Origin of the sequence: Halomonas sp. CnH100-B (assembly GCF_024124605.1) — a bacterium.
Taxonomy (GTDB): Bacteria; Pseudomonadota; Gammaproteobacteria; order Pseudomonadales; family Halomonadaceae; genus Vreelandella.
Genome location: NZ_JAMXRX010000003.1, coordinates 386877 through 412394 on the forward strand (window position 1 = coordinate 386877; position 25518 = coordinate 412394).

Sequence of the window (25518 nt, forward strand, 5' to 3'; positions counted from 1 at the left end):
TCTCCCTGATTCCCTCAAGCGCGCTGGTAGCGCGTACGATGCAATAAATAAACAAAGAAGGGCGCGCCGATGCCAGCGACGAAAATACCTGCGGGCAGATCTTTGGGAAGAAAAGCGACCCGGCCCAGCAAATCGGCATACAGGACGATCAGCGCCCCGACCAGCGCCGATGCAGGAATGAGACGTGCCATATGGCGTCCCACACATTTCGCTGCGATATGAGGTGCCATTAAGCCCACGAAACTGATGGCCCCTGCATAGGCCACCGCAGCGCCTGCCAAAACCACGGCACAGGCCAGTAGGATGACTCGGCTACGCATCACCGCCACGCCTAGACCTTCCGCCACCTGATCCCCCAGCGCTATGGCATCTGCATGGCGAGCGAAGGCCAAGCATACCGGCGTAGTCACCAACAGCCACGGCAGTAAGCCATTGACGTCCCGCCACTGTGCCGCATAGAGACTGCCGGTGAGCCAGACGTAGGCCGACATGGCAGCAGCGTCGCTGCTAATGACGATCAATAGCGTGGTGCCTGCACCCATGGCCGCGGCCAAACCAATACCCACGAGTACCATACGCGACGGGTGCAGCCCGCTTTTCCAAGCGAGTACAAAGACCAGCAAGGCCGATACCAGGGCACCCAGCATGGCGAAGAGTGGCAGCCAGTGAATACCCAAAGTACTGCTGAATAGCGCCAAAAATAAAACTGCCGCCAGTGCAGCGCCGCTAGTCATGCCGATGACATCAGGAGATGCCAGCGGATTGCGGACGATACCCTGCAAAATGGCGCCGGCCATCGCCAAGGCGCCACCCACCAAGATAGCCAATACGATTCTCGGTAGACGCAACTCCCAAACGATAAAGGCAATGTCGCTACTCTGCGGCGCTGCTAACGCCTTTAAAACGTCCGCGAACGAGGTAGGAAAGCTACCCAAGCTCAGCGATACGCCTGCGCTGGCAAACAGCAGAATGGCCAAGCCGACGACTGTGAGCAGCGACCGATCATCATGGCGCTGTTCAGAAGAGATAAAGGAGCTTGAAGTATGTGATGTCATTGGCCAGCCATGTTGCGTCGCGCCAGATAAACGAAGAAAGGCGTCCCCAGTAAAGCGGTCATCACGCCCACGGGGATCTCCTGGGGAGGAATTAAAAAGCGCGATGCCACATCTGCCACCAGTAGCAGGCTGGCGCCTAGTAGCGCACAAGCGGGCAACAGCCAGCGGTGATCGATACCAAACAGCCCCCTCGCCATGTGAGGTACGATCAACCCTACGAACCCGATCATCCCCGATAGGGCCACGGAGCTGCCCGCCAGCACGATCACGACGAGTCCGAGCAGCAGTTTGATCGTGGTGGCCTGTAACCCCAGGCCAGTCGCCATGTCGTCGCCTAACAAGAGTGCATTGGCATGTCGGACCAGCAGGGTGCAGAGCAGTAGCGCCGCGCCAAATAACGGTAATAAAGGAACCACCAGCGCAAGTTCTCGTCCGGATACCGAGCCTGCCAGCCAGTAGAGCACGCTTTCGAAGCTTTGCTGATCGATCACCAGTAGCCCCTGACTCAAGGCGACGAACATGGCCGTCACGGCCACCCCGGCCAGTACGACACGCAGCGGCGATAGCTCTCCGTGTCGCCCCCTACTTAGCAGAATGACCAAGAGCGCGGCCACCGATGCACCGAGAAGAGCAGCCCAGACATAGTGGGCAGGCGCTGATAGCGGCAGGAGCGACACGGCAACCACGACAAAAAACATGGCCCCCGCATTGATGCCTAAGAGGCTAGGTGAGGCCAGCGGGTTGCGTGTGATGGTTTGCATCAGAGCTCCGGCAATGGCGAGGCTCGCACCCACTAACGCTGCGATGATCGCTCGAGGAAGACGCTCGGTGATGAGAATGATGTGTGCGACATTGCCGGGATCGTAGTGATGTAAGGCTGACCACAGCGCGTGCCACGCAATATCGGTCGTTCCTGATAGCGTGCTGGTTAACAATGCGCTGCAGGTCACCACCACCCCAACCAGCAGACCGAGACTTTTAGCGACGTGGCTATCTAGCATCCTGCGTCTCCTGGCGGCTTGCAAGCGCATCACGTTGCTCGAGGCCTTCAAGACCATAGTGGCGATAGAGGTCATCGAGCATGGCATTGGCGGCGAGTATACCGCCGCCCATCATCCAGTTGACGGGGTCGACCTCAAATACCCGCTGATGTTTAACGGCCTCTAGCTGCTGCCACAAAGGGTGGGATGACCAGTGCTGGTAGTTATCGAGAATGGCGGGGTCTGGCTCCAGCAGCACGAAAATGACATCGGCATCCAACGTAGGGATGTTCTCCGTGCTGGAAAGCTTCATGCCCCAACCGTGCGTGTTCAGGATATCGGGTTGCTCGAACCCTAGCTCATCGAGAATATAACCCGCAAAGCCGCCAGAGTAGATGCGCAGGTGATCACTTTTGAAGCGGATCACCGCGACTTTTTGCGGCCACGCGTCTCCAAGTGCGTCTGCTATTTGCCGGTGAAAGTCGTCGACGCGCGTTGCCCAATCGCGCAGTAACGCATTGGCTGCCTCCTCTCGACCCGTGGCATCGGCCACCAGGGTCAGCGTCTCTTTGAAGTCATAAACGTTATCGGCCGTGGTAGTGGGGGCGATGGCCGTCAGTAACGGTTGTATCCGCTGATGACGAAAATCCGTAGCCACGATGACATCGGGGTTCAGCCAGGCGATTTTTTCCAAGTTTGGCTGTGTTTCCAGGCCCACGTGCGGCACGTCGTTTAAGTCGTCGCGTAGGTAGCGATACATGGGTTTTTCCAACCATGAGTCCACCACGCCAATGGGGGTGATCCCCAAGGCGACGGCGCTATCTGTGGCTCCTTGGTAAAGCGTTACGATGCGTTCATCGGAGGGTGTTTGGCGCATATGGGGTTGGGCGGCACAGGTAGCGCCTATCAAGCTCACGACGAAGGCAACGCCCAGCAGCGTTTTGCCCCATGAAGGTCGCCATGTCATTCGGTGCGTTCGAAAAGGGATCATTTGGCTCTTCCTTGAAGCGACGTTTGCGGCGGGCTGTTCGAGGAGGACGACATCGCCATGTCCGATGGGACACCGGCGCGACCCAGTACCCACGCCAGAGGGAGGCATGCCAGCGCGATACCCGCCAAGACAAAAAAGGCCACATGCAGGGCAGAGGCACTGGCTTCGGAGTAGGCAATGCCCAGCTCCAGGGAGGCGCGAACACTCATGTCGTAGTAGACCGATAGGGCGACCACCCCGAGTGAGGAGACGAGTCGACGCGCCATGTTGTTCATGGCCGAGGCCTGGGCCACCTGCTGTTCAGGAAGCTCTTTCATGCCCACCGTGGTCGCCGGTAAGTAAGCGAACCCCAGTCCCATCCCACGAAGCCCCATCCAGGCCGCGATGATCCAAACGGGCGTTGCCGCGCTCAGCGTGCCGAGTCCTATCAAGCTGATGACCGTGGCGATCAGGCCTAAACCGATACACCACTGAGGGGGCGCCCGGTCGATCCAACGGCCTGCGATGGGCGAACAGGCAGCGGCAGCAAGCGCGGTGGCGAGAAACACGAGGCCTGTCGTCAGCGGGCTAAAGCCCAGCGTGTTTTGCATCCACAGAGGGATTAACAAGATGCATCCAAACAGGATGATCGATTGCAAACTGGCAAGCAGCACGCTGTAGCGAAAGCGATGATGGTTAAACAGGGACAGATCAAGCAGCGGCTCGGCCTGCTGTCGTTCAACACGTATGAACAGCGTTAACGCGATGGCGCCCAGGAGAAGCGGCAAGAGGGTAGCGGGGCGCAACAGGTCAGACAGCGTTTCCACGCCATTGAGAGACAGCAGTACGCCTCCGCTACCCAACGTGATGAGACAAAAGCCCGCTAGGTCAAACCGACGTTGAGGCGGCCGCGAGTCGGCGGATAAATAACGGTAACCGCATATCAACCCTACGATCGCGAAGGGCATATTCATCAAAAACAGGGCTCGCCAGTGGCTGATCTCCAACAGCAGGCCTCCCACCGTCGGGCCTATGGCGGGCGCCATCATCACAGCAAAGCCCCACACGCCGCTGGCACGCCCCCGCTGTTCGTGGGGGTAAGCAGAAAAAATCAACGACAGAGACAGCGGAATCATCAAGCCAGCGGCGATCCCTTGGACGCCTCGGGCCACGATAATGCCATTGAGATGTTGCGCTAAGGCACCGAGCCCCGAGCCGGCCAAAAACCCGCATAGGCCCAAGAGGTAAACCGTTTTTCGCCCCCATCTGCCTGCCAAATAGCCCGTCAGCGGCATTGTCATCGCCATGGCAATCATAAAGATGGTCACCACCCAACTGACTTGGGTGGCACTAGCGTTAAACGTCACCATGAGTTCAGCGACGGCTAGGTTAAGAGCGCTGTTATTGAGGCTGACGGTAAAGGTGCCCAGTAGCACGCTAATCAGCACTTTTTTGCCGTTGGAAGTCGCGTTCGGCATGAGACCCACTTTCTGAGATGTCATGGGGATATGGCAAAGCAGACGTGCTGCTATGACGCCTCACCCAGAAAGTGATGATGCCATGTTAAGGCTTATTAATGCAAATAGTTATCAATTGTGATTGGGCCGTTGAATCGACGTGCGCGATGATCGTGCTCTTTAAATGAGGGCGGCCGCTACCTCCACCGCTCCAAACACCGCCACCCCGGCGGCTACCGGCCAGCCCAGTGAGCGCAGGCGACGCCACACCAACAGCGTAACGCTCAGGCCAATTGCGGTGGCCAACCAAGAGATAGTGCTGGGGTTGACCGGCACCATCGAGACGCCCAACACGGCGGCAATCATCATGGGGCCCAGAATCACCAGCCATTGGGGCATGGCGTTCATTCCCGTTGCGCTGCCCAACCGCCGCTGCATCCATAAAAAGGGCACCACTCGCATAAGCAGCGTGCCGAGTGCGCAGATAATGACGGCGATCCACATGGCGCTGCTCATGGGCGGCTCCTCCGTGGTTGGAACGTGACCGTGTAGAAGCACAGCGCGCCGCAGGCGGCTGCGAGAGGAATGGCCACATTGCTCCACCCGGCCAGGTTCAACCCCAGTGCGGCAAGAATGGTACACAGCATGGCGGCGGCCCAGCGCTTGTCGGTAAAGCGCGGTGCCACCATGGTGAGAAACAGCGCGGGGAGGGCGAAGGGCATAATCTCACCCAGTAGCGGCCAGCGGGCGGTGACCGCTTCGCCGCCGGTCGCACCCACTGCCGTGCCGATAATCCACACCCCCCACGCCAGCAGCGAGGCGCCAACAAACCAGCTAAACCGTTTGACCTCCGGTAGCTGGGGGAGCCGTGTGAGCGCCAAAGCAAAGACTTGATCGGTCAGGCCGTGCATCAGCCAAGGCCAGTGGCGGCTTCGGGGCAGCAGCGCGGCCAAATTGGGGCCGTACACCACGTGGCGCACGTTGATGAGTAGCGTCATGGCCACCACCAGCCAGAGCGGCGCACCAGCGGCAATCATGCCCACGAACAGAAACTGCGAGGCACCCGCGTAAATCAGCGCTGAAATGGCGGCCGCTTCCCAAGTGGTAAAACCGGCCTGGGTCGCGACCAAACCAAACGAGAGCGCGACCGGAATATAGCCGCCTAACAGCGGAATTGCTTCACGCACGCCCTGTAAGGCAGAGCGCAGCGGTGAGTGGTTGGCGTGCACCGTGTGATCGGCTGGCTGGCTCATGGTGGGGTGCCTTCTTGGCCGTAGGTAACGGTGAGTAGCAGGGTGGCTTCATCAGTGTGCGTACGGTACAGGTGCGGCTGGTCGGCCTGAAACGTGACGCTTTCGCCAGCGGTGAGCGTCGTAGTAGCACCCTCTGGGCCTACTTCTAGCCAGCCGCTAATGAGCGTCAGCGTTTCCCGCGTGCCTGGGGTATGGGCCTCAGCGTGGCGCAGCGTATTGGGCGCGCAGCGCATCCAGTAGGCATCCACCTGTGGTACGCCCTTGCCCTGGTCGATCAACTGCACCTGCACGCCATCCTCACCGAGCGGTACGCTGATTGGTGCCACCAGGGTGCCAAACGGAACGTTGAGTTGGACGGCCAGCCGCCAAATGGTGTCCAGCGTCGGGTTACCGTTGCCCTGTTCTAAGCGGCATAGATTGGATTTTGCGATGCCTGCCGCGCTGGCAAGCTGTGAAAGCGAGAAACCCTGGGTTTTGCGAAGCGTTTGAAGGTGTTGGCCTAGCGTAACAAGAGAGTGCGCGTCCATGGTGATTGCCCGTTGTTCCTTTTATAGAACGTTCTATATAAGGAACAATGGGCTGTCAATCGAGAAGCAGTAAAGAAGTGATTAGGTAGGCTTGCGCGCTCGGCAGGCAGCGGCGGTAAACAGCACGTCGGTGGAGGAGTTGAGCGCCGTTTCGGTGGAGTCTTGTATCACGCTAATCACGAAGCCAATAGCGACGGCCTGCATGGCGACTTCGGTGGGAATGCCGAACAGGCTAGCGGCCATGGGAATCAGCATCAACGAACCGCCCGCCACGCCAGAAACGCCGCAGGCCGCGAGGGCCGACACCACGCAGAGCAGCAGCGCAGTGGGGAAGTCGACGCTAATGCCCAGCGTATGCGTGGTGGCCAGAGTGATCACGGTAATCGTGATCGCCGCGCCGCACATATTGATGGTGGCGCCCAGCGGAATGGAGATCGCATAGGTGTCGGCATCCAGGTCCAAGCGGCGGCAAAGTTCCAAGTTGACCGGGATGTTGGCCGCCGAGCTTCGAGTGAAAAACGCCGTAATGGCGCTGCCCCGTAGGCAGGCGAAGACCAGCGGATAAGGATTTTGGCGGGTGGCTAAATAGACCAGCAGCGGGTTACTCACCAGCGCCACAAATAGCATGCAGCCAACGATTACCCCCAGTAGCTGAGCGTAGTTCAACAGTGCCTGAACGCCAGACTCCGCCAGCGTACCGGCCACCAAGCCGAAAATACCTAATGGGGCTAAGCGAATCACCAGCGTGACAATGCGCGTAACAGCGGCGGATAAATCGCTCAGCGCTTGGCGAGTCGTGTCGCTGGCCTGGCGCAGCGTCAACCCCAAACCAATTGCCCAGGCCAGAATGGCGATGAAGTTGGCTTCCATCAGGGCCGTGACGGGGTTGGCGACCGCGTTGAGCAGCAGATCACGCAGCACGGTCAGAATATCGCTAGGCGGGTTGCCATCGACTTGTCCTGCATCCAAGGCCAGCTCCGTGGGGAGCGCAAAGCTTGCTGCCACGGCAATCAACGCAGCAATCAGCGTTCCCGCGACGTACAGAACGAGCACCGAGCGAATACGGGTCGGTTGGCCCGTTTGGTGGGCCGCAATGGCCGCTGCCACCAGTACGAAGACCAGGATAGGGGCCACGGCCTGCAGCGCGGCAATGAATAGCTGGCCCAGTAGCGCAACATGGCTGGCCATCTCGGGGGCGAATAGGGCCAGCAGAACCCCAGCGACAATACCGATCACGATTTGAGGGATAAGTCCCAGCCGTAACAAGGGCCGAAAAACGGCATTAGCGGTGGCAATCATTGCGCGACTCTCAGGTAGTAGAGGGAGGGAAACGATGCGGCGGTAACCGCAACCGCGCCTGAAAGGGGCAGCATTCTATCAGTTGCGAGCCCCTCTTGGGTGGGTGTGTCAAAAATCGTCACTCGCTATCGCGGACGTGAGCGCCCGACTATACTTCGCTTGCTGCGGGGCATCACCGCAGTGTGGCCTTGGTGCCACCCCCGCCTATCTCAAAAAAAGAAGAAGGAACGTTCCATGCGTATGAAAGTGTTGTTAGCGGCACTGCTGATGCTGTGTAGCTCGTCGCTCGTCATGGCTGCCGACTACTACGTCGATATCACCAATCGCACTGGCTACACCATTTACTACATGTACGTAAGCCCGGCGGATTCGAAAAGCTGGGAGGAAGACGTGCTGGGTAGCGACGTGTTGATGGATGGGGATACCCAGCGCGTGACGTTGACGGGCTACAAGAGCCCCTTATTCGATATCCGCCTGGTCGACGAGGATGATGACAGCTACACCTTTTGGAACGTAGACGTCTCCACCCAGGACATCGTCGTGACGCTGGATCATTTGGACTGAACATAAAAACGGCTTGCCACTTGGAAAGAGGCAAGCCGTTTATAGCGATAGGGAGTTACACGGTCGCTTGAACGCTTAAGCAACGGCGCTAGAAGTGGTCAAGGCTGAGGCGCGCTGAGACATTGCCACGGACGCGTTGGCGGCATGCTGCGCGTTTAGGCTCGCCATGTCGGCATAGGCGCGTTCGGTCAGGGCTACGACGTCCGGGGAAGCTCCCCACTTCAATAGCATGTCGTCGATGTGTCGCTCGGCGGCGTCGAACTGGCCACAGTGGCTCAGCAGTTTAGCAATGGTGTAGTCACACTGCGGGGTATCGAACATCTCTTCCTTGATTTCTTGAATGGCGAGTTTCAAGCCCGCTTGTGAGATATCGACTAGAGAATGAGTATGCATGCCACGACTCCTTGTGAATGCCAACGGCTGCTCGGCAAGAGCAACAGAAATATCAAAACGCTATTTATACGCGTCTTGTACTCTTCGAGAGTAATACAGGGGTGGGTGAGAATCAATCACCCGTTTCGGCTGTCTGCAAAAATTCACATGAATCAAGCAGGACAAAAAAATCCCCACGATTCACGTGGGGATTTCGCTGTCTGTGGGCACGAAGCGGTAGGTGCTAGAACGTGAAGGTGGCTAGTAAAGTGACCAGGCATCCCGCGAAGAACGACACGGTCGCGACGGTCACTACGTCTAACTGTTTTGCTTTTGCACGACTATGTTTTTGTTCCATAAGATATTTCTCAAGATGTTCTCGGCTGCCAGGCTGAGTGCCTTTGAAAATATGTTGACGGATCATCTGACCTCCCCAATTCGGGTAATGTGGGTGATCCCCCTCAAAGAGAGCAGCCGTGTCGTCTTCCAGACCCCTTAGGCACGGCTGACTCATACTCACAGAATAGACCAGCGACTCGGAAAAGGCGTTCATAAAAGCTATACAAAATGTTAACAATGGTGTCATCGTCGGGTCATGCGCGCAGTGTCCAGTAGCCGCCCCATAGACGTGTGACCGTGGTGATTAGACAGGCAGCGGCGAACAGGCTGGCCAGCAGCGGAAACGCCTTCGGAAACAGGCAGAACAGTACCAGGGCGGCAACCGTCTCAGTGCCTTCGGTCAAGCCCTCTAAATAATAAAAGGCTTTCTTAGGAAAATTGGGGCGCTCTACTTGGCGGGCTTTGGCGGCAATAGCAAAGGCCAAAAAGGAGGTGCCGGTACCAATGAACGCAAACAGCAGTAGCGCGGCGGGGAGGGCATTTTGCGCCGAGTCCGCCAGTGCAAAACCGAGCACCACCGCCGCGTAAAAGACAAAGTCGAGCCCAATGTCCAGAAAGCCCCCTGCATCGCTTTGCTGGCCGCTCAGGCGGGCCAAGGCGCCGTCTACCCCATCTCCTAGACGATTGAGCACGATGGCGGTTAGTGCCAACCCATACTGTTCGAACGCCAGCAGCGGCAGGGCGCAGATGCCAATGATAAAAGCTGCCAGCGTGACCTGATCCGGGGTGATGTGTCGATGATGCAAGGCGTGCGCCAGATAGCGAAGCGGGCGCTGGGTCATCGGCATGGTAAAGCGGTCTAACACGATGATATCTCCGTAAAAGGTGGTTCCGTTTAATGTTAGTAGTGACTAAACATTGCGACTAAAGTGGTTAGACTTTGGTTGTAATCGTCGCCAATTGACTGGACTAATGGCCTATTGCAGTGAATAAAGGGCACCGAAAACGCCAGTGGCGTTGGTTAGACATGCCATCGGGCCAGCCACCTCCTGAGCCCTTTCGTTCCCCCTGACTGCGAGCGGTACATTTATAATGCGCAGAACTGCCACGATGACGCTGTGGGACCACCTCTGGCACTCCCACGACCAAGTCAAAAACCTCCTGATGTGTGCGTTGCCGACCTCGAGTGCGGGTGGCGCTGCATCGCGCGGAGAGTCACACGACGCCCAAGACGATCACGGCCCCGGCGGCCAACCACCAAAACCCCCTGCCTACAACCGGGCTCAGACGATCGGTCTGGTGCTGGGCCCGCTGCTGTTTGCACTGGTGGTGCTGTTTTTCCACCCGGCCGATCTGAGCTTCGAAGGGCGCATGGTGTTGGCCACCACCTTATGGGTGGCGGTGTGGTGGATCACCGAGGCCATTCCCATTCCCGTGACCTCGCTACTGCCGATTATACTGCTGCCCATTACCGGTGCGCTGGAGGGTAGCGCCGTCACGGCGGCTTACGGTAACCCGATCATCTTCCTGTTCTTGGGCGGCTTCATGATTGCCTTGGCCATGGAGAAGTGGGATCTGCACAAGCGTATTGCGCTGTCGATCATCTCCGTGCTCGGGACCAGCATTAACAGCATCGTGTTCGGTTTCATGGCGGCAACGGGCTTTTTGTCCATGTGGGTATCCAACACCGCCGCCGTCATGATGATGCTGCCCATTGGCACCGCGATTGTCTACCAGGTCACCCAGGAGCTGAACAAAACCGAAGGGGACCACAGCGACGAGATCGATAAATTCAGCAAAGCGCTGATTTTTGGTGTGGGCTATGGCGGCACCATTGGCGGTTTGGGCACCCTGATTGGCACGCCGCCGAACATTATCCTGGCAGCCATCGTCAATGAACTGTTTGGCGTCGAGATTTCCTTCGCGGGGTGGCTGATGTTCGCTTTCCCGGTGGTCGTTTCGCTGCTGGTGATTGGCTGGGTGATGCTGACGCGCTTCATCTACCCGATCAAGCTCGCCAAACTGCCGGGCGGTCGAGCGCTGATCCGTAAAGAGAAAGAGGCGCTGGGTAAGATCACCTTCGAAGAGAAGGCGGTACTCGGTGTGTTCCTGTTCGCCGCGTTCTTCTGGATCACTCGGTCGTTTTTATGGCAAGGCCAGATCCTTAACATCCCAGGCATTAACGACACCATGATTGCGATTACCGCTGCCGTGGCGCTGTTTCTCATTCCTTCCCCCAACAAAGGCGGCTGCCTGCTGGGGTGGGACGTGGCCAAAGACGTACCGTGGGGCATCTTGCTGCTGTTCGGCGGCGGCTTGGCGATTGCTGCAGGCTTTGGCTCGTCGGGTCTGGCTTCCTGGATTGGCGGCCAAATGAGCGTGCTGGAAGGCGTGAACTTCCTGCTAGTGATTCTGCTGGCCACCGGTATGGTGCTGTTCCTGACCGAAATCACCTCCAACACGGCCACGGCCACCATGATCCTGCCGGTACTGGCGTCGCTGGCGCTGGCGCTGAATATTCACCCGTTCGTGCTGATGGTACCGGCGGCCATGGCGGCGAACTGCGCCTTCATGCTGCCCGTGGGCACGCCGCCCAATGCGATCATTTTCGCCACCGGCAAAATCAAAATCATCGAGATGGTGCGTAACGGCTTCTGGCTGAACATCATTGCGATGTTCCTCATCGTGGCCGCGGTCTACTTCCTGCTGCCGATGCTGTGGGGCGTTGACTTAACGACCTATCCGGATGCGTTTCGAGACTAATCTAGATTAAATTTATCCGGTAAGTCTTCAGCCCCCATCCTGCGATGGGGGCTTTTTGTATGCGGCTTTCAGCGCGAAACGGCGTGCCGGGGTGGGTTGGCCGCCTTTCGACAAATGGCAGGGATTACTTATAGTGGCTTGAGGGATTTCAACACGCAGGCATACCCCCAAAAAAGGAAATGGCAATGGAACTGCTCGAACATGTCCGCGACTATCTGCAAAAACACGCCTTGAAACTCGCCACCGCCGAGTCCTGCACGGCTGGGCTGATCGTGTCGGAACTGGCGCGGGTGCCCGGCAGCGGCCAATCAATAGATTGCGGCCTGGCCGTCTACTCCCCGGACGCAAAGCAGCGCTATCTCTCCGTGAGCGCCCATACCATTGAGACGTGCGGATTAACCAGCGAGGCCACCTCCAAAGAGATGGCGCTGGGGGCGCTGACCAACAACGATGCCAACGTGGCCCTGGCTAATACCGGCATTGCCGGGCCAGAGCCCCACGACGGCATTCCAGTAGGTACGGTATGTTTTGCCTGGGCGTTTTACCATGAGCAGCAGTACTACCTGATATCCGAGACGCGGCGCTTTTCCGGTGACCGCAACGAGGTGCGTTTAGCTGCCGCCCACTACGCGCTGAAGCGCCTACCGGAGCATCACTCAGCCGTGGTAGAGGGGCAGGGGAGTGCTATCAACCATCAAGCCAATCAGGCCCATATCCAGACAGCGCTGCAAGTGTCTCCCACCATCGACCCACAGCAGGAAGTGGAGCGTCGTGTGACATTTTTATATCGCCAGCTAGTGAGCACCGGGCAGAAGAGCCTAGTACTGGGGATTAGTGGCGGTGTCGATTCCACTGTGGCCGGGCGGCTGGCGCAACGGGCGGTAGAAAAAGCCCGCCAAGAGGGAGTCGAGGCGCACTTCTACGCTATGCGTTTGCCCTACGACACCCAGCAGGATGAAGAAGACGCCCAGCAGTCGCTAGCGTTTATCCAGCCGGATAACGTACTGACGGTCAATATTCAGGCGGCCAGCGATGCGCTGTTGGCCTCGCTTGAAGCCGGTGGGCTGGGCTTTACCGACGCCCATCAACGGGATTTCGTGCTGGGTAACATTAAAGCGCGCCAGCGGATGGTGGCCCAGTACGCCGTAGCAGGCGCCAACGCAGGGTTGGTGGTAGGCACCGACCAAGCGGCCGAAGCGTTGATGGGCTTTTTTACCAAGTATGGCGACGGTGCCTGCGATATTGCGCCGCTCACCGGGTTGACCAAAGCCCAGGTGCGGCAGCTTGGTGCCGTGCTAGGGGCACCGGAAGCGCTGGTGGAAAAACAGCCCACCGCCGACCTGGAAACCCTCAAACCACAGCTCGCCGACGAAGAAGCGCTGGGCGTTAGCTATGCGGATATCGATGCCTTTCTTACCGGCGAGCAAATAAGCGAGAGCGCCCGTGCCACCATTATCCAAACCTACCAGCGCTCGGCGCACAAGCGGCGGCTGCCCATCACTCCCTAAGCGCTAGCGTCGCGGTGTCAGGTTGTTATGATGCAGCTAACGTTTCTGTGTCGAGCCTGTCATGCGATTACTTCATACCGCCGATTGGCATTTAGGGCGGCTGTTTCACAACCTTTCCCTGCTGGAAGACCAGCGTCATGTGTTGCAGCAGCTGCTGGAGATCATCGACCGCGAGCAGGTGGATGCCGTGCTGGTGGCGGGCGATATTTACGACCGCTCGGTGCCCCCGGCAGCGGCGGTCACGCTGTTGGATGAGGTCTTGGGCGAGCTGTGCGAGAAGCGCGGCCTGCCGGTCGTGATGATTTCCGGTAATCACGACGGTGCCGAGCGGTTGGGGTTTGGCGCCCGCCACCTGCGCCAGGCCGGGCTGCATATTCTCACCGACCTAGCCACCTGCGACCAGCCGGTCACGCTCACGATTGGCGATGACACGGTGGATATCTTCGGCATCCCCTACGCCGATCCGGAGTACGTACGCAGCGAATTTGGCGAAGACGTGCGCGACTTCGACAGCGCCCACCGCTACCTGCTGGAGCGTATTGAGGCGCAGCGCCAGCCGGGACGCCCGACGCTACTGATGAGCCACTGTTTTGTGGATGGCGGGACCGCCAGCGACTCCGAACGCCCGCTCACCCTAGGTGGGGCGGAAAGCGTGGCGTGGGAACCCATGCAGGGCTTTGACTACGTGGCGCTGGGCCACCTTCACGGCCCCCAGATTCGCGGTGGCGAGCATATTCGCTATAGCGGCTCGCTGCTAAAGTACAGCTTTTCCGAAGCCACCCAGCGCAAAGGCGTCACCCTTGTTGAGGTGGGCAGCGAAGGCGTCACCCAAATAGCCCACCATCCGCTGCTGCCCCGCCGGGATGTCCGCGTGCTGGAAGGTGAGCTGGCTCAGCTGCTGGCCCAAGGGGCCGCTGACCCCCACGCCGATGACTATCTGCTGGTGCGCCTCACCGACCGCCACGCCATTCTCGACCCCATGGGCAAACTGCGGGCGGTGTACCCCAACGTGCTGCACCTGGAAAAGCCCGGCATGCTGGAAGCAAAAGGCCGCCAACAGCTAGACCGCGAGCGGCTTGCGTTCAGCGCGCTGGATATGTTCAGCGACTTTTTCGCTCAAACCAGCGGCGAGCCAATGAGCGACGCCCAGGCCCGTGCCATGGGCGAGTTGATCACTACCCTGAGCCGTGAGCAGGAGGGCCAAGCATGACGCCATTAACGCTGACCATGCAGGCCTTTGGCCCCTTTGCCGGTAGCGAAACCATCGACTTCACCGCGCTGGGCAGAAGCCCGCTGTTTCTGATTAACGGCCCCACCGGCGCGGGTAAAAGCTCGATCCTTGATGCGATTTGTTTTGCCTTGTACGGCCAGACCACCGGCAACGAGCGGGACGCCGTTCAAATGCGCTGCGATCAGGCGGATGCCTCTCTGCTCACCGAAGTCAGCCTGACGTTTCGCCTGCGTGATGCCATGTATCGGGTGCGCCGAGTGCCTCTGCAGGAGCGCCCCAAGGCCAGCGGCGAAGGCACAACGACACAAACCGCAGAAGCTCAGCTGTGGCGACTCACTTCGGAAGGTGAGGAGGACGAGTGCCTAGTGGCGCGAAAGGTCACCGACGCCACGGCGGAGCTGCAAGCGCTAATAGGCCTAGACGCCAATCAGTTTCGTCAGGTGATGGTGCTCCCTCAGGGTAAGTTCCGCGAACTGCTGCTGGCAGGCTCCAAAGAGCGCGAAGTCATTTTCTCCCAGCTGTTTCAAACCCAGGTGTTCCAGCGTATTGAAGAGCGCCTGCGCACTCGGGCCAATCAAATCGAGCGGGCGGTGAGCGATCATCGCCAGCATATCAATGGCATTCTTGCCGGGGGGGAGCTTGAGAGCGAAGCCGCGTTGGCGCAAGAGCTGGAGGCGCTTACCCCTCAGGTAGGCCTGTCGCGTGAGCGCTTTGAAACGGCGCAGCAGCAACGCCGCCGCGCGGAACAGCAGCGCGATGAAGCCCTGGCGCTGCAGCGCCAATTCGAGGCTCGGGACGCCCTGGCTGCCGATAAAGCTCGCCATTTTGAGCAGCGCGGCGAGGTCGAAAACAGCCAGTTACGGTTAGCGCAAAGCGCCCATGCCCAAGCGCTGCGCCCCCAAAAAGCCGCTTTAGACCAAGCGCAGCAGGCGTTGGCCACCGCTCAGGCGGAACAGCACCAGGCGAATGCCGCGTTAACGACGCAGCGCACTAGCGCTGAGCAGGCGCAGCAGGCGTTAGAATCGGCGCGCCAGCGTCAGGTAGAGCTTCCTGAACTAAGGGAGCGGCACCGTCAATTGGGAGAGTTTATTCAAAAGAGCCAGCAGCTCAGTGAGCTGCAGCGGCACTTTCAAACGTCTCAGACTGCCTGGCAACAAGCCGATGAGGCGCTTAAGCGCGATGAGCAGCAGCTAGATGGCATTCGCCAGCAGGGCGAAGCCATTGGCGTTCACCTGGAACGCTTGCAGAGTGAGTTTCAGCAACTGGCGAGCGCCCCCGCTGAGCTAAGCCGCCATCACCACCTGCTAGCCCTGCGCCAAGAGCTGGATGAACTCACCCAGCGGCGCCAGGGGTTAACCACGCAACAGCAGCAGGCTAAAAACGCGCTCAGCCACCAACAAGGCGAGACCGAGCGTGCCGAACGCTACGCCACTGAGCAGGAGATGCGCTGGCACCAGGGCCAGGCCGCGTTGTTAGCGCTGACCCTTGAGCAGAATTCCCCCTGCCCGGTATGTGGCAGCCTGGAGCATCCCGCCCCAGCGATAAATCGCGCCGAGTTGGTCACCCAGGCACAGGTGGAAGACGCTAGAACGGCGCAAGAACAGGCGCGCCAGGCACTGCAACGTGCAGAGCGTCACCACCATCAGCTCGCTCAACACATCGACAGCCACACCGAGCAGGCTCAGCGGCTTACCCAGCAGTTGGGGGAGTGGGCTAGCCAGCCGCTGCTTGCACTACAACAGGCCTATGAAGACCTGCGCCAACAGGTACAGCGCCGGGAGCAGGTTGAGGCCGAGATTCGCCAGCAAACCGCTGCCCGGGAGTCGCTGCGACGTGATTGGGGCACGCTGGATAAGCAGCTTAAAGCCCAGCGTCCTGAGGTGGAAAAGGCGAAAGAGAGCGCGTTACGCCTAGAGAGCCAGCGTGATCAGCTGAGCCAGTCGCTGCCGGAAGACGCCCGGCATCCTGAGGCAATGCGCCAAACCCTGGCTGAGCTGGAGCAGCACATCGCCCAGCTTGAAAAGGCCTGGGAGAGCGCTCAACAAGCACTTTCGACTAGCCAGACCAAACTGGCGCGGGCGGAAGAGCAGTTACGCGGAGCGAACGAGCGGGTCGAGCGTAGCGAGCAGTCGCTTCAGCAGGCCCACATCGAGTGGCAGGCCGCGCTGCAGGCTAGCCCCTTTGGTGATGAAGCGGAATATCAGGCCGCCCAACTGAATGATGCCCAGCGGCATGAGCTGACGCATCGGGTGGAGGCGTATCAACGCCGCTTGGCCGAGCTTGAGGGCGCGCTAGAGAATTACCAAACCCAGCTGGCGGAAAAAACGCCGCCGGATCTCGCCGCACTGACTGCCCAGGCTGAAAGTGCACAGGCCCAAGAAAACAGCCAGCTAGAGACCTGGCGGCAACTGGATGGGCGATTAACCACGTTGCAAAACATTCACCAAAAGCTGGCGGCTGCCCACGCCTCCCAGGCGGAGCTTGAAGCCCAATACCAGCTGTGGGGCACGCTGAGCGACGTCGCCAATGGCCGCACCGGCCATCGCATTAGCCTGCAGCGCTTCGTGCTGGGCGTGCTGCTGGATGATGTGTTGATTCAAGCGTCTGAACGTTTGGTGCGCATGAGCCGCGGGCGTTACCAGTTGGTGCGCCGGGAAGACCCCTCCAAAGGCAATAAAGCGTCTGGCCTAGAGCTAGACGTGGCTGATACCTACACCGGAAAAAATCGCCCGGTGGCCACGCTCTCTGGTGGGGAGTCGTTTATGGCGGCGCTGTCGCTGGCGCTGGGGCTTTCCGATGTGGTGCAGGCCTACGCGGGCGGTATTCAGCTCGATACGCTCTTTATTGATGAAGGCTTTGGCAGCCTGGACCAAGACGCCCTGGATCAAGCCATTGCCATGCTGAGCGAGCTGCAAATGAGCGGCCGCATGATTGGGATTATTTCCCACGTCAGCGAACTCAAAGAGCAGATGCCGGTTCGTATTGAGGTGAGCGCTAGCCGTCATGGCAGTTCGGTCGCGGTGAAAGGGACGCTGAGCTGAGCGCTAACGCGAGGTTAATTCATGCTGCATTCATGTAGCATGCGCTATAACAAGGGTTAAACGACCCGCGTTCGATCCGTCGAACGAATGTTTATTGAGGAGTGCAAGGATGAACGCAAGCAAAATTCTGCAGCAGCTGATGAGCCAGGCCAGTGGTAGCAAAGGCAGCAGCGGCGGCATGGATGTCAAAGGCGTGATTGATGGGCTCTCCCGCCATTTAGGCGGTAATAGCAGCCAAGGTACGCGTCAAAGCAGCGGTTCCAGCGGTTTTGATGTGAAAAGCCTGCTGGGCGGCGGTGCCATGGGCATGCTGGTGGGTTCAAAACGTGGCCGCAGCATGGGCGGCAAAGCGTTGAAATATGGCGCGATTGCGGGTGTAGGCATGCTGGCGTGGAAAGCATGGCAAAGCTCTCAGGAAAAGAAAGGAGCGGCGACCCAATCCTCATCAGAAGGCGAGCGTGTCGAGGTGTTGAGCGGTGAGTATCAAGAGCGCCGCAGCCTGGAGCTGCTGCAGGCGATGATCATGGCCGCCCGGGCGGATGGTCATATCGATGAGCAGGAGCAGGCGCTAATCACCGATCAGATCGATGCCCTAGGCGCGGATCAGGAGATGCACCGCTGGGTGGAACAGCAGTTAAAAGCACCGCTGGATGCCCAGGCACTCGCCCGTGAGGCGGATTCCCCCCAGGCGGCCCGCGAGATGTACCTGATCAGCGTGGCAGTGATTGACGACCAAAACCCCATGGAGCGGGCATGGTTGGATCAACTCGCCAGCGCGCTAAACCTAACGCCAGAGATGGCGGCGGAGCTTGAACGTCAGGCACAGCAGGCTGGCTAATGCTCGATACGTTTAATTTTTGGCTAGCTACCGGCTTTGGGCTGGGGCTAGCGCCCGTTGCGCCAGGCACCTTTGGTTCATTGATTGGCTTGCCGTTGGCGTGGTGGCTCTTGGGTCGCCCGACCGGGCAGCAGGCTGCCATCATCGCGCTGATGCTGGTGGCCGCGGTGCCGGTGTGTCATATCGCGGCGTGGCACTACGATGGTTTGGATCACGGTAGCATTGTCGCCGATGAGTACGTCGCCTTCCCGCTGGTAGTGCTGGGGCTAACAGCCGCTCGCCATCCGCTAGTACTGGCCTTGGCGTTTGGCGTTTATCGCTTCTTCGATGGTTTGAAGCCGCCCCCCATTCATTTAGCGGAATACGTTAACGGCGGGTTGGGCATTGTGTTGGATGACGTGATTGCCGCGCTGGTAAGCTGGCTGGTGGTGGCACTGTTGGTGACGCTATGGCAGCGTCGGCAGCAAAAACTCGCCTAACGCCACTTTTAAAATGCGCCACTTACAAAAACGCCGCAGGTCGTGAAACGACACTGCGGCGTTTTTATGGGTTAGCCCATCGTGAGCCGATGGGCTTGGCGATGTTAGCTTTGCACCACAATCACCGATTTAGCGTTGACGAACTCGTGCATACCAAAGCCGCCGTGCTCACGGCCATAGCCTGAATCCTTCACGCCGCCAAACGGCATTTCAGGCGTTGCCACACCAAAGCCATTGATAAATACCATACCGGTATCGAAATACTTGCTGGCAAGCTCGGTGGCGCGCTTCACGTCTTTGGAGATGATGCCGCCGCCCAAGCCGTAGCGGCTGTCGTTGGCGATGCGCATGGCGTCTTCATCATCTTTGGCGCGAATCAACGCGGCAACCGGGCCAAACAGCTCGTCGTCGTAGGCGGGCTGGCCGGGGGTGACGTTATCCAGCACGGTGACCGGGTAGAATGCCCCTTTGCCTTCCGGCTTCTCACCGCCGCAGAGGATTTTCGCGCCTTTACGCACGCTCTCTTCCACCTGCTCGTGAAGGCCGTCGCGAAGATCGACACGGGCCATCGGGCCTAGGTCGCTATCTTCTTTGGTCGGGTCGCCCGCTTTCAAGTCCTTCATGCGCGCCACGTAGCGCTCTTTGAACGCTTCGTAGTTTTTCTCGGTGACCACAAAGCGTTTTGCCGCCACACAGGTTTGGCCGCCGTTAAACACGCGACCAGACACACAGGTATCTACCGCCACGTCCAGGTCGGCATCGTCCAACACCAAGTAGGCATCGTTGGAGCCTAGCTCCAGTACGGTCTTTTTCAGATGCTCGGCGGCTTTAGCGGCCACTTTGCGGCCAGCGCCGTCGCTGCCGGTCAAGGTCACGCCACGCACGGCTTTATGGGCGATGACAGTGTCGGACACATCGTGTGAAATCAGCAGTGTGCGGAAAACGTTTTCCGGCAGGCCCGCTTCGCGGTAGATTTTTTCCAGCAGCAGGCCGCTGCCCGTCACGTTTTCAGCGTGTTTTAGCAGCACGCTGTTACCCGCCATGATATTGGCGATGGAGTAGCGCACCACTTGGTAAGCAGGGAAGTTCCACGGCTGAATGCCGTAAATCACGCCCATGGGGGAGTAGGTGACGATGCCGCGCTCGCCGTTGCCGGGTTTGCGCTCTTCATCGGCCAGCTTGGTGGGGCCATGTTCGGCGGTGTAATCACAAATACCGACGCAAAGATCCACTTCCTGGCGCGCTTGCGAGGGCAGCTTACCCATCTCTTTGACCATCAGGTCGGCAAGCTCTTCTTTATGCGCATTCATTGCTTCGCCAATGGCTTTCACCACCTTGGCGCGGTGCTCGAGCGGTTTGAGCCGCCAATCCAGAAACGCCTCATGACTGGCCTCGACTACCTGCTTGGCCTGGCTTTCATCCATCAGCGCATAGGTCTCAAGCGTTTCGCCGGTGGTCGGGTTCACTGTCGTAATGGTGTTGCTCATAAGATCTCCTATCTTTAGATCAACGGGGCGTTTAATCAGATAGAGCAGCCCTTTAGCCGACTGGTCTATTAATGCTGACTTTCTACCTTAGTAGAAAAATGGCGGTTTGCCCAAATGAATGAGTCGCCATCATATAAACCTGCTAGTAGGGCAGGGCGCATAGGGAATCGTTCCATAAAAAACGCCAAGGCGAATCAACCGCCTTGGCGTTTTGAGGCTAACGGGGTGAGATTACTCGACAGTAGGGCCGCCCGCTTCTTCGCCCCACACTTCTTCTAGACGGTCATCCCGACCGCAGCTCAGGCGGTAGAATTTGTAGCGCAGCGGATTTTTTTCGTAGTAATCCTGGTGATACTCCTCGGCTGCCCAAAACTCGCTGGCAGGAACGATTTGAGTCGCTATCTCTTGATCGAAACGGGCTTCCATCTCGGCTTTCGACGCTTCGGCCAAGGCCCGCTGCTCATCATTATGATAAAAGATCGCCGACCGGTACTGATCACCGCTATCGCAGAACTGGCGGTCGACGGCGAAGGGGTCTATGTTCCGCCAGAAAATCTCCAGCAGCTGTTCATAGCTGATTTGGCTGTCGTCATACTCAATTTGCACGACTTCCGCATGGCCAGTACCGCCTCGGGAGATCTGCTCGTAGGTCGGATTCTCAAGCTCGCCGCCCATGTAGCCGGATATGGTGGCGCTCACGCCCGGCTGTTTGTCGTAAGGCGGTTCCATGCACCAGAAGCAGCCGCCAGCAAAGGTCGCCTCGCTATTGGACTGCGCGTGAAGCGATGCGCTTGCCAGACCGGCGGCGGCCATCACGCACAGGGTTAAAGGGCGAAAAGAGGGAAATCGGATCATTGTAAACACTCCGGTGGCGGTGACGAATCAATGCTCGTTATTGAGCCCATTAGTGTCGAGAGGTTCCGCTTCCTTACAGCGACCTTAGACGATGCGGCCATACCGTATCGAGGGTGTCCAGCGCCGCCTTAATCGTAGGCTCGGTGGCGCGGTCGCTGCGCCAGATCAGGCTTAATGCGCAGGGCAGGCGAACGTTGTCCGCCACCGCCAAGCCGCTCTCTTGGCGTTCGGCCATGGCCAGCGCGTCTCGCGCTAGGCTCAGGCCCACGCCTGCTCTGACTAAATCCAGCATACACGCCTCTTGGTCGACCTGAGCAACACGGTTCGGGGTCGCGCCGCTTGCGGCTAGCGCTCGCTTGAGTAGCCGGGAGTGCGCTGACACAGCGGGGGTCACAATCCAGGGCAGTTGCGCAAGCGCCTCCCAGCGGGTGTCGGCAAGTTTGGCTTCCCAGCCCGGCGGTGCCACCACGTGGTAGTGAAAGTGGGTTAACTCTCGCCATGCTAGCGTAGGATTGCCAGTGCCTTCGCCGGGCGGGGCGAGAAAAAAGCCCACATCTAACTCCCCCTGCTCGACGTTGTCCAATACGCTGCCGCTCATGCCGTGGTGAAGCTCGGTTTCCAGCTGTGGCGCGCGGGCCATCAAGCGGCTGAGAAAATCACCCAAGCGAATAAATTCCGGGTCAACAATGGTGCCAATGCGCAGCTTGCCCCGCAGGGTGCTGTGTAAAGCGCTGGCGCTCTGCTCGAAGGCCAGCGCGCTGGCCAGGGCATTTTCAGCGGCCGGTAGCAAGGCGTAACCATCGGCGGTCAGCGTTAACCCTTGCGGGCGGCGGGTAAACAGCGTTAGTCCCAGATGTTGCTGTAGCTGCTTCAACTTTAGGCTAACGGCGGGCTGGGTCAGGTGGAGCTGCTCGGCCGCCTTTGAGACGCTGCCGGTATGGGCAACGGCCACAAAGGCCCGCAGCGTGGCGTACTCCTGCATGGTGGTGAACCTTCATTGTTGTGTTATTAGCAAAGCTTATATCTGGGTTAAAAATTACTCAATTGCTTGGCCTGTTAGGCGGGGTAGTCTAGTGATCATCCTCCGATCACTTAAGCTTTTGTTATAAAGGTAGCGACAATGACAACCAACGCCATCCATCATTTTATTAACGGCCAACGCAGCGAAGGCGCCTCCGGCAGCGCCCAGGATGTCTTCAACCCTGCCACCGGGCAGGTCACCGGCCGCGTTGCCCTGGCTTCGGCCGACGATGTGGATACCGCCGTGCAAGCCGCCCACGCAGCATTTCCAGCCTGGGCCGATACGCCGCCTATTCGCCGCGCTCGGGTAATGTTCAAATTCCTGGAGCTGCTGAACGCCAATAAAGATGCCCTGGCCGAAGCAATCACCAAAGAGCACGGCAAGGTATTTACCGATGCCCAGGGCGAAGTGGCACGGGGTATTGATATTGTCGAGTTTGCCTGCGGTATTCCCCAGCTATTAAAGGGTGATTACACCGAGCAGGTTAGCACCGGCATCGATAACTGGACCGTGCGCCAGCCGCTGGGCGTGGTCGCCGGTATTACGCCGTTTAACTTCCCGGCGATGGTGCCGATGTGGATGTTCCCCATCGCTATTGCCGCCGGTAATACTTTTATTCTCAAGCCCAGCCCGCTGGACCCTAGCGCCTCGCTGATGATCGCGGATCTGTTGACACAAGCAGGCCTGCCCGATGGCGTGTTCAACGTGGTGCAGGGCGATAAAGACTCCGTTGAAGCGCTGATCGACCACCCACACGTTAAAGCGCTGTCGTTCGTCGGCTCTACGCCGATTGCCAACCTGATTTACGAGCGCGGGGCTAAGCACGGCAAACGCGTGCAGGCGCTGGGCGGGGCGAAAAACCATATGGTCGTGATGCCGGACGCCCATCTGGATAAAGCGGTGGATGCGTTAATTGGCGCAGCCTACGGCAGTGCGGGCGAGCGCTGCATGGCGATTAGCGTGGCCGTGCTGGTCGGCGATGTGGCCGATAAAGTCGTGCCGATGCTCACCGAGCGGGCTAAGACGCTGAAAGTCAAAGATGGCATGCAGCTGGATGCAGAAATGGGGCCCATCGTGACTCGCCAAGCGCATCAGCGGATCACCGAGTACATCGAAAAGGGCGTGGCAGAAGGCGCGCAGCTTATCGTCGATGGCCGCGAGTTTGATAGCACTCAAGCGGGTGAGGGCTGTGCTGACGGTTTCTGGATGGGCGGTACGCTGTTCGACCACGTCACGCCGGAGATGACTATTTATAAAGAGGAGATCTTTGGCCCGGTGCTGGTATGCGTGCGCGTGCGGGATGTGGCGACCGCCATTCAACTGATCAACGACCATGAGTTTGGTAACGGGGTGAGCTGCTTTACCGAAAGCGGCAGCGTTGCCCGGGAATTTGGCCGCCGTATTCAGGTGGGCATGGTCGGCATCAACGTACCGATTCCGGTGCCCATGGCGTGGCACGGTTTTGGCGGCTGGAAGCGCTCGCTGTTCGGCGATACTCACGCGTATGGCGAAGAGGGTGTGCGCTTCTACACCAAGCAGAAGTCGATCATGCAGCGCTGGTCGGACTCCATCGACGCGGGTGCAGAGTTTGTGATGCCGACGGCGAAGTAGCGCCTGACCGTTACGGGAGCCAAGCCCATGCCAACAAATACAACCACTCATCCCACCGCGGAAGCTTTTGATTATATCGTGGTTGGCGCAGGCACCGCCGGGTGCCTGATGGCCAATCGGCTGAGCGCCGACCCCAATAATCGGGTGCTACTGATTGAGGCAGGCGGTCGGGATAACTACCACTGGATTCATATTCCGGTGGGCTACCTTTATTGCATCAATAACCCGCGCACCGACTGGCTGTTTCGCACCGAGCCGGACAAAGGGCTCAATGGCCGCTCGCTGATCTACCCCCGAGGGAAAACTTTGGGAGGCTGTTCTAGCATCAACGGCATGATCTACATGCGAGGTCAGGCCCGGGATTACGACCACTGGGCAGAGGTCACCGGCAGCGACGAGTGGCGTTGGGAGAACTGCCTGCCCGACTTTATTAAACACGAAAACCACTACCGGCTGGATAAAGGCAGCGACGGTGATGAGACTCACCGCGCTTTTCATGGCCATGGCGGCGAGTGGCGGGTCGAGAAGCAGCGCCTGAAATGGGAAGTGTTGGATGACTTTGCCGAAGCAGCGGTGCAGGCGGGTATCCCCCGCACCGATGACTTCAACCGGGGGAGTAATGAGGGGGTTGCCTATTTTGAGGTAAACCAACGTGACGGCTGGCGCTGGAATACCGCCAAGGCATTTTTGCGTAGCGCGCTAAAGCGGGACAACCTGACGCTTTGGCACTCCACCCAGGTAAATCGGCTCTGCTTCGATCATACACAAGCGCCTCGTTGTACGGGGGTAGAGGTGGTGCGCAGCGGCAAAATCCAGCGCGTACAGGCGCGAAAAGAGGTGGTGCTGTGTGCGGGGGCCATTGGCTCGCCCCACCTTTTACAGCTGTCGGGCATTGGGCCTGCTGAGCATCTGCGTGAACACGGCATTGAGGTGGTGCACGACCTGCCTGGGGTAGGTGAAAACCTGCAAGATCATCTCCAGATTCGCTCGGTGTATCGTGTCAGTCATGCCAAAACGCTCAATGCTATTGCCAGTACGCTGTGGGGCAAGGCGGGGATTGGCTGGGAGTACGTGACCAAGCGCACCGGGCCGATGAGCATGGCGCCTTCGCAGCTTGGCGCATTTACCCGCAGTTCTGACGATCAGCCGTACCCCAATATTCAGTATCACGTGCAGCCGCTCAGCCTAGAGGCCTTTGGGCAGCCGCTGCATCCGTATCCGGCCATTACCGCGAGCGTATGCAACTTGAATCCTACCAGCCGAGGAACGGTGCGTTTGAAAAGCGCCGACCCGCGTCAGGCACCGGCGATTTCGCCGAACTATCTCAGCACGGCGGAGGATCGCAAGGTGGCGGCTGATTCGCTGCGGGTAACCCGGCGTATCGCTGAACAGCCTGCCTTTGCGAAGTATTCACCTGAAGAGGTAAAGCCGGGCGTTGAGTATCAAACGGATGACGAGCTAACGCGGCTAGCGGGAGATATTGGTACGACGATTTTTCACCCGGTCGGCACCACGCGGATGGGCAAACGTGATGATCCAATGGCGGTGGTGGATGAAAAATTACGGGTGCGTGGGGTGGTGGGACTGCGGGTCGCAGACGCGGGCGTGATGCCGACCATCACCAGTGGAAACACCAATTCTCCGACGTTGATGATCGCCGAAAAGGCGGCGGGATGGATTTTGAAAGAAAATTCATTGCATTGACTTTTTTTTCCATCATAGTGTTGACGTGCGGCGTCGTTAAGCGCATGCTGCATGCAGTTGGTTAGCAAGTCGAACGTTGTCAGCAGTATCGAAACGCTCTAGCGTTGAGTCTGGTGAAAGTTTCTTGTTCTACCCACTGCAACTCGGGTATTACCCGGCTCTAC

General features: G+C 58.8%; 22 protein-coding genes. 9 read left to right on the forward strand and 13 right to left on the reverse strand.

Translation table 11 applies throughout. From position 1 onward, the window contains the following. Window positions 1-14 precede the first annotated feature (14 nt). From NH398_RS08460 to sstT, 8 genes are all read right to left on the reverse strand, one after another. Window positions 15-1055 carry an iron ABC transporter permease gene (locus tag NH398_RS08460; protein WP_253017836.1) on the reverse strand — a complete coding sequence of 347 codons (1041 nt, stop codon included), beginning with the start codon at window positions 1053-1055 and terminating at the stop codon, window positions 15-17. After that, entirely contained in the window at window positions 1052-2056 is a 1005-nt protein-coding gene (locus tag NH398_RS08465) for an iron ABC transporter permease (RefSeq protein WP_253017837.1), read from the reverse strand. Before NH398_RS08465 ends, NH398_RS08460 begins: the two co-directional genes overlap by 4 nt. Next, the gene (locus NH398_RS08470) at window positions 2046-3026 is read right to left on the reverse strand and encodes an iron-siderophore ABC transporter substrate-binding protein (RefSeq protein ID WP_253017838.1); all 981 of its coding nucleotides are present in this window, start codon (window positions 3024-3026) and stop codon (window positions 2046-2048) included. Before NH398_RS08470 ends, NH398_RS08465 begins: the two co-directional genes overlap by 11 nt. Beyond that, window positions 3023-4483: a DHA2 family efflux MFS transporter permease subunit gene (locus NH398_RS08475; protein WP_253017839.1), complete on the reverse strand. Its 1461-nt coding sequence runs from the start codon at window positions 4481-4483 to the stop codon at window positions 3023-3025. The genes NH398_RS08470 and NH398_RS08475 overlap by 4 nt, the downstream gene beginning before the upstream one ends. A 159-nt stretch (window positions 4484-4642) precedes the next feature. Beyond that, window positions 4643-4978 (reverse strand): AzlD domain-containing protein, encoded by a 336-nt coding sequence (locus tag NH398_RS08480; protein WP_253017841.1) that lies wholly within the window; start codon window positions 4976-4978, stop codon window positions 4643-4645. Continuing rightward, complete coding sequence (locus NH398_RS08485; protein ID WP_062362169.1) at window positions 4975-5715, reverse strand: AzlC family ABC transporter permease; 741 nt, start codon at window positions 5713-5715, stop codon at window positions 4975-4977. Before NH398_RS08485 ends, NH398_RS08480 begins: the two co-directional genes overlap by 4 nt. After that, window positions 5712-6242 carry an XRE family transcriptional regulator gene (locus tag NH398_RS08490; protein ID WP_159342921.1) on the reverse strand — a complete coding sequence of 177 codons (531 nt, stop codon included), beginning with the start codon at window positions 6240-6242 and terminating at the stop codon, window positions 5712-5714. Before NH398_RS08490 ends, NH398_RS08485 begins: the two co-directional genes overlap by 4 nt. An 81-nt stretch (window positions 6243-6323) precedes the next feature. Beyond that, on the reverse strand, window positions 6324-7541 hold the full coding sequence (gene sstT / locus NH398_RS08495; RefSeq protein WP_253017843.1) for a serine/threonine transporter SstT: 1218 nt from the start codon (window positions 7539-7541) through the stop codon (window positions 6324-6326). 234 nt (window positions 7542-7775) lie between these two features. Here sstT and NH398_RS08500 point away from each other — a divergent pair, with 234 nt between their 5' ends. Next, window positions 7776-8105, forward strand: a complete 330-nt coding sequence (locus NH398_RS08500) for a hypothetical protein (protein ID WP_253017845.1) — start codon at window positions 7776-7778, stop codon at window positions 8103-8105. Between the two features lie 75 nt (window positions 8106-8180). Here the strand turns inward: NH398_RS08500 and NH398_RS08505 are convergent, their stop codons facing one another. Next, complete coding sequence (locus NH398_RS08505; protein ID WP_253017847.1) at window positions 8181-8498, reverse strand: hypothetical protein; 318 nt, start codon at window positions 8496-8498, stop codon at window positions 8181-8183. A 572-nt stretch (window positions 8499-9070) separates the two neighbouring features. Continuing rightward, window positions 9071-9682, reverse strand: coding sequence for a CDP-alcohol phosphatidyltransferase family protein (locus NH398_RS08510; RefSeq protein WP_253017849.1), 612 nt, complete (start codon window positions 9680-9682; stop codon window positions 9071-9073). Between the two features lie 226 nt (window positions 9683-9908). On the opposite strand from NH398_RS08510, the gene NH398_RS08515 reads away from it, so the two are divergent. The 6 genes from NH398_RS08515 to NH398_RS08545 all read left to right on the forward strand — a co-directional run bounded on the left by NH398_RS08515 (window position 9909) and on the right by NH398_RS08545 (window position 18676). Next, the gene (locus NH398_RS08515; protein ID WP_253017851.1) at window positions 9909-11579 is read left to right on the forward strand and encodes a DASS family sodium-coupled anion symporter; all 1671 of its coding nucleotides are present in this window, start codon (window positions 9909-9911) and stop codon (window positions 11577-11579) included. 185 nt (window positions 11580-11764) lie between these two features. After that, complete coding sequence (gene nadE, locus NH398_RS08525; protein ID WP_366070317.1) at window positions 11765-13087, forward strand: ammonia-dependent NAD(+) synthetase; 1323 nt, start codon at window positions 11765-11767, stop codon at window positions 13085-13087. Window positions 13088-13148: 61 nt separating this feature from the next. Continuing rightward, on the forward strand, window positions 13149-14297 hold the full coding sequence (locus NH398_RS08530; RefSeq protein ID WP_253017852.1) for an exonuclease SbcCD subunit D: 1149 nt from the start codon (window positions 13149-13151) through the stop codon (window positions 14295-14297). Then, window positions 14294-17359 (forward strand): SMC family ATPase, encoded by a 3066-nt coding sequence (locus NH398_RS08535; protein WP_253017853.1) that lies wholly within the window; start codon window positions 14294-14296, stop codon window positions 17357-17359. Before NH398_RS08530 ends, NH398_RS08535 begins: the two co-directional genes overlap by 4 nt. A 109-nt stretch (window positions 17360-17468) precedes the next feature. Continuing rightward, window positions 17469-18197: a tellurite resistance TerB family protein gene (locus NH398_RS08540; RefSeq protein WP_253017854.1), complete on the forward strand. Its 729-nt coding sequence runs from the start codon at window positions 17469-17471 to the stop codon at window positions 18195-18197. After that, window positions 18197-18676 (forward strand): phosphatidylglycerophosphatase A, encoded by a 480-nt coding sequence (locus NH398_RS08545; protein ID WP_253017855.1) that lies wholly within the window; start codon window positions 18197-18199, stop codon window positions 18674-18676. The genes NH398_RS08540 and NH398_RS08545 overlap by 1 nt, the downstream gene beginning before the upstream one ends. A gap of 104 nt (window positions 18677-18780) precedes the next feature. Here the strand turns inward: NH398_RS08545 and NH398_RS08550 are convergent, their stop codons facing one another. The 3 genes from NH398_RS08550 to NH398_RS08560 form a co-directional block, all read right to left on the reverse strand. Further along, window positions 18781-20163, reverse strand: coding sequence for an NAD-dependent succinate-semialdehyde dehydrogenase (locus tag NH398_RS08550; RefSeq protein WP_253017856.1), 1383 nt, complete (start codon window positions 20161-20163; stop codon window positions 18781-18783). A gap of 231 nt (window positions 20164-20394) precedes the next feature. Then, entirely contained in the window at window positions 20395-21018 is a 624-nt protein-coding gene (gene msrA / locus NH398_RS08555; protein WP_159342910.1) for a peptide-methionine (S)-S-oxide reductase MsrA, read from the reverse strand. A gap of 73 nt (window positions 21019-21091) precedes the next feature. Further along, window positions 21092-22000, reverse strand: a complete 909-nt coding sequence (locus tag NH398_RS08560; protein ID WP_253017857.1) for a LysR family transcriptional regulator — start codon at window positions 21998-22000, stop codon at window positions 21092-21094. Window positions 22001-22138: 138 nt separating this feature from the next. On the opposite strand from NH398_RS08560, the gene NH398_RS08565 reads away from it, so the two are divergent. Both NH398_RS08565 and NH398_RS08570 read left to right on the forward strand, forming a co-directional pair. Then, a complete protein-coding gene (locus NH398_RS08565) occupies window positions 22139-23650 on the forward strand; it encodes a CoA-acylating methylmalonate-semialdehyde dehydrogenase (RefSeq protein ID WP_253017858.1) in 1512 nt (503 codons plus the stop codon). A 27-nt stretch (window positions 23651-23677) separates the two neighbouring features. Further along, window positions 23678-25354: a GMC family oxidoreductase N-terminal domain-containing protein gene (locus NH398_RS08570; RefSeq protein ID WP_253017859.1), complete on the forward strand. Its 1677-nt coding sequence runs from the start codon at window positions 23678-23680 to the stop codon at window positions 25352-25354. Window positions 25355-25518 lie beyond the last annotated feature (164 nt).

Excerpts from the sequence above, each read along its gene's own strand:
- NH398_RS08460 (WP_253017836.1), bottom strand. The coding sequence starts at position 1,055 with ATGACATCACATACTTCAAGCTCCTTTATCTCTTCTGAACAGCGCCAT.
- NH398_RS08465 (WP_253017837.1), bottom strand. The coding sequence starts at position 2,056 with ATGCTAGATAGCCACGTCGCTAAAAGTCTCGGTCTGCTGGTTGGGGTG.
- NH398_RS08470 (WP_253017838.1), bottom strand. The coding sequence starts at position 3,026 with ATGATCCCTTTTCGAACGCACCGAATGACATGGCGACCTTCATGGGGC.
- NH398_RS08475 (WP_253017839.1), bottom strand. The coding sequence starts at position 4,483 with ATGCCGAACGCGACTTCCAACGGCAAAAAAGTGCTGATTAGCGTGCTA.
- NH398_RS08480 (WP_253017841.1), bottom strand. The coding sequence starts at position 4,978 with ATGAGCAGCGCCATGTGGATCGCCGTCATTATCTGCGCACTCGGCACG.
- NH398_RS08485 (WP_062362169.1), bottom strand. The coding sequence starts at position 5,715 with ATGAGCCAGCCAGCCGATCACACGGTGCACGCCAACCACTCACCGCTG.
- NH398_RS08490 (WP_159342921.1), bottom strand. The coding sequence starts at position 6,242 with ATGGACGCGCACTCTCTTGTTACGCTAGGCCAACACCTTCAAACGCTT.
- sstT (WP_253017843.1), bottom strand. The coding sequence starts at position 7,541 with ATGATTGCCACCGCTAATGCCGTTTTTCGGCCCTTGTTACGGCTGGGA.
- NH398_RS08500 (WP_253017845.1), top strand. The coding sequence starts at position 7,776 with ATGCGTATGAAAGTGTTGTTAGCGGCACTGCTGATGCTGTGTAGCTCG.
- NH398_RS08505 (WP_253017847.1), bottom strand. The coding sequence starts at position 8,498 with ATGCATACTCATTCTCTAGTCGATATCTCACAAGCGGGCTTGAAACTC.
- NH398_RS08515 (WP_253017851.1), top strand. The coding sequence starts at position 9,909 with ATGCGCAGAACTGCCACGATGACGCTGTGGGACCACCTCTGGCACTCC.
- nadE (WP_366070317.1), top strand. The coding sequence starts at position 11,765 with ATGGAACTGCTCGAACATGTCCGCGACTATCTGCAAAAACACGCCTTG.
- NH398_RS08530 (WP_253017852.1), top strand. The coding sequence starts at position 13,149 with ATGCGATTACTTCATACCGCCGATTGGCATTTAGGGCGGCTGTTTCAC.
- NH398_RS08535 (WP_253017853.1), top strand. The coding sequence starts at position 14,294 with ATGACGCCATTAACGCTGACCATGCAGGCCTTTGGCCCCTTTGCCGGT.
- NH398_RS08540 (WP_253017854.1), top strand. The coding sequence starts at position 17,469 with ATGAACGCAAGCAAAATTCTGCAGCAGCTGATGAGCCAGGCCAGTGGT.
- NH398_RS08545 (WP_253017855.1), top strand. The coding sequence starts at position 18,197 with ATGCTCGATACGTTTAATTTTTGGCTAGCTACCGGCTTTGGGCTGGGG.
- NH398_RS08550 (WP_253017856.1), bottom strand. The coding sequence starts at position 20,163 with ATGAGCAACACCATTACGACAGTGAACCCGACCACCGGCGAAACGCTT.
- msrA (WP_159342910.1), bottom strand. The coding sequence starts at position 21,018 with ATGATCCGATTTCCCTCTTTTCGCCCTTTAACCCTGTGCGTGATGGCC.
- NH398_RS08560 (WP_253017857.1), bottom strand. The coding sequence starts at position 22,000 with ATGCAGGAGTACGCCACGCTGCGGGCCTTTGTGGCCGTTGCCCATACC.
- NH398_RS08565 (WP_253017858.1), top strand. The coding sequence starts at position 22,139 with ATGACAACCAACGCCATCCATCATTTTATTAACGGCCAACGCAGCGAA.
- NH398_RS08570 (WP_253017859.1), top strand. The coding sequence starts at position 23,678 with ATGCCAACAAATACAACCACTCATCCCACCGCGGAAGCTTTTGATTAT.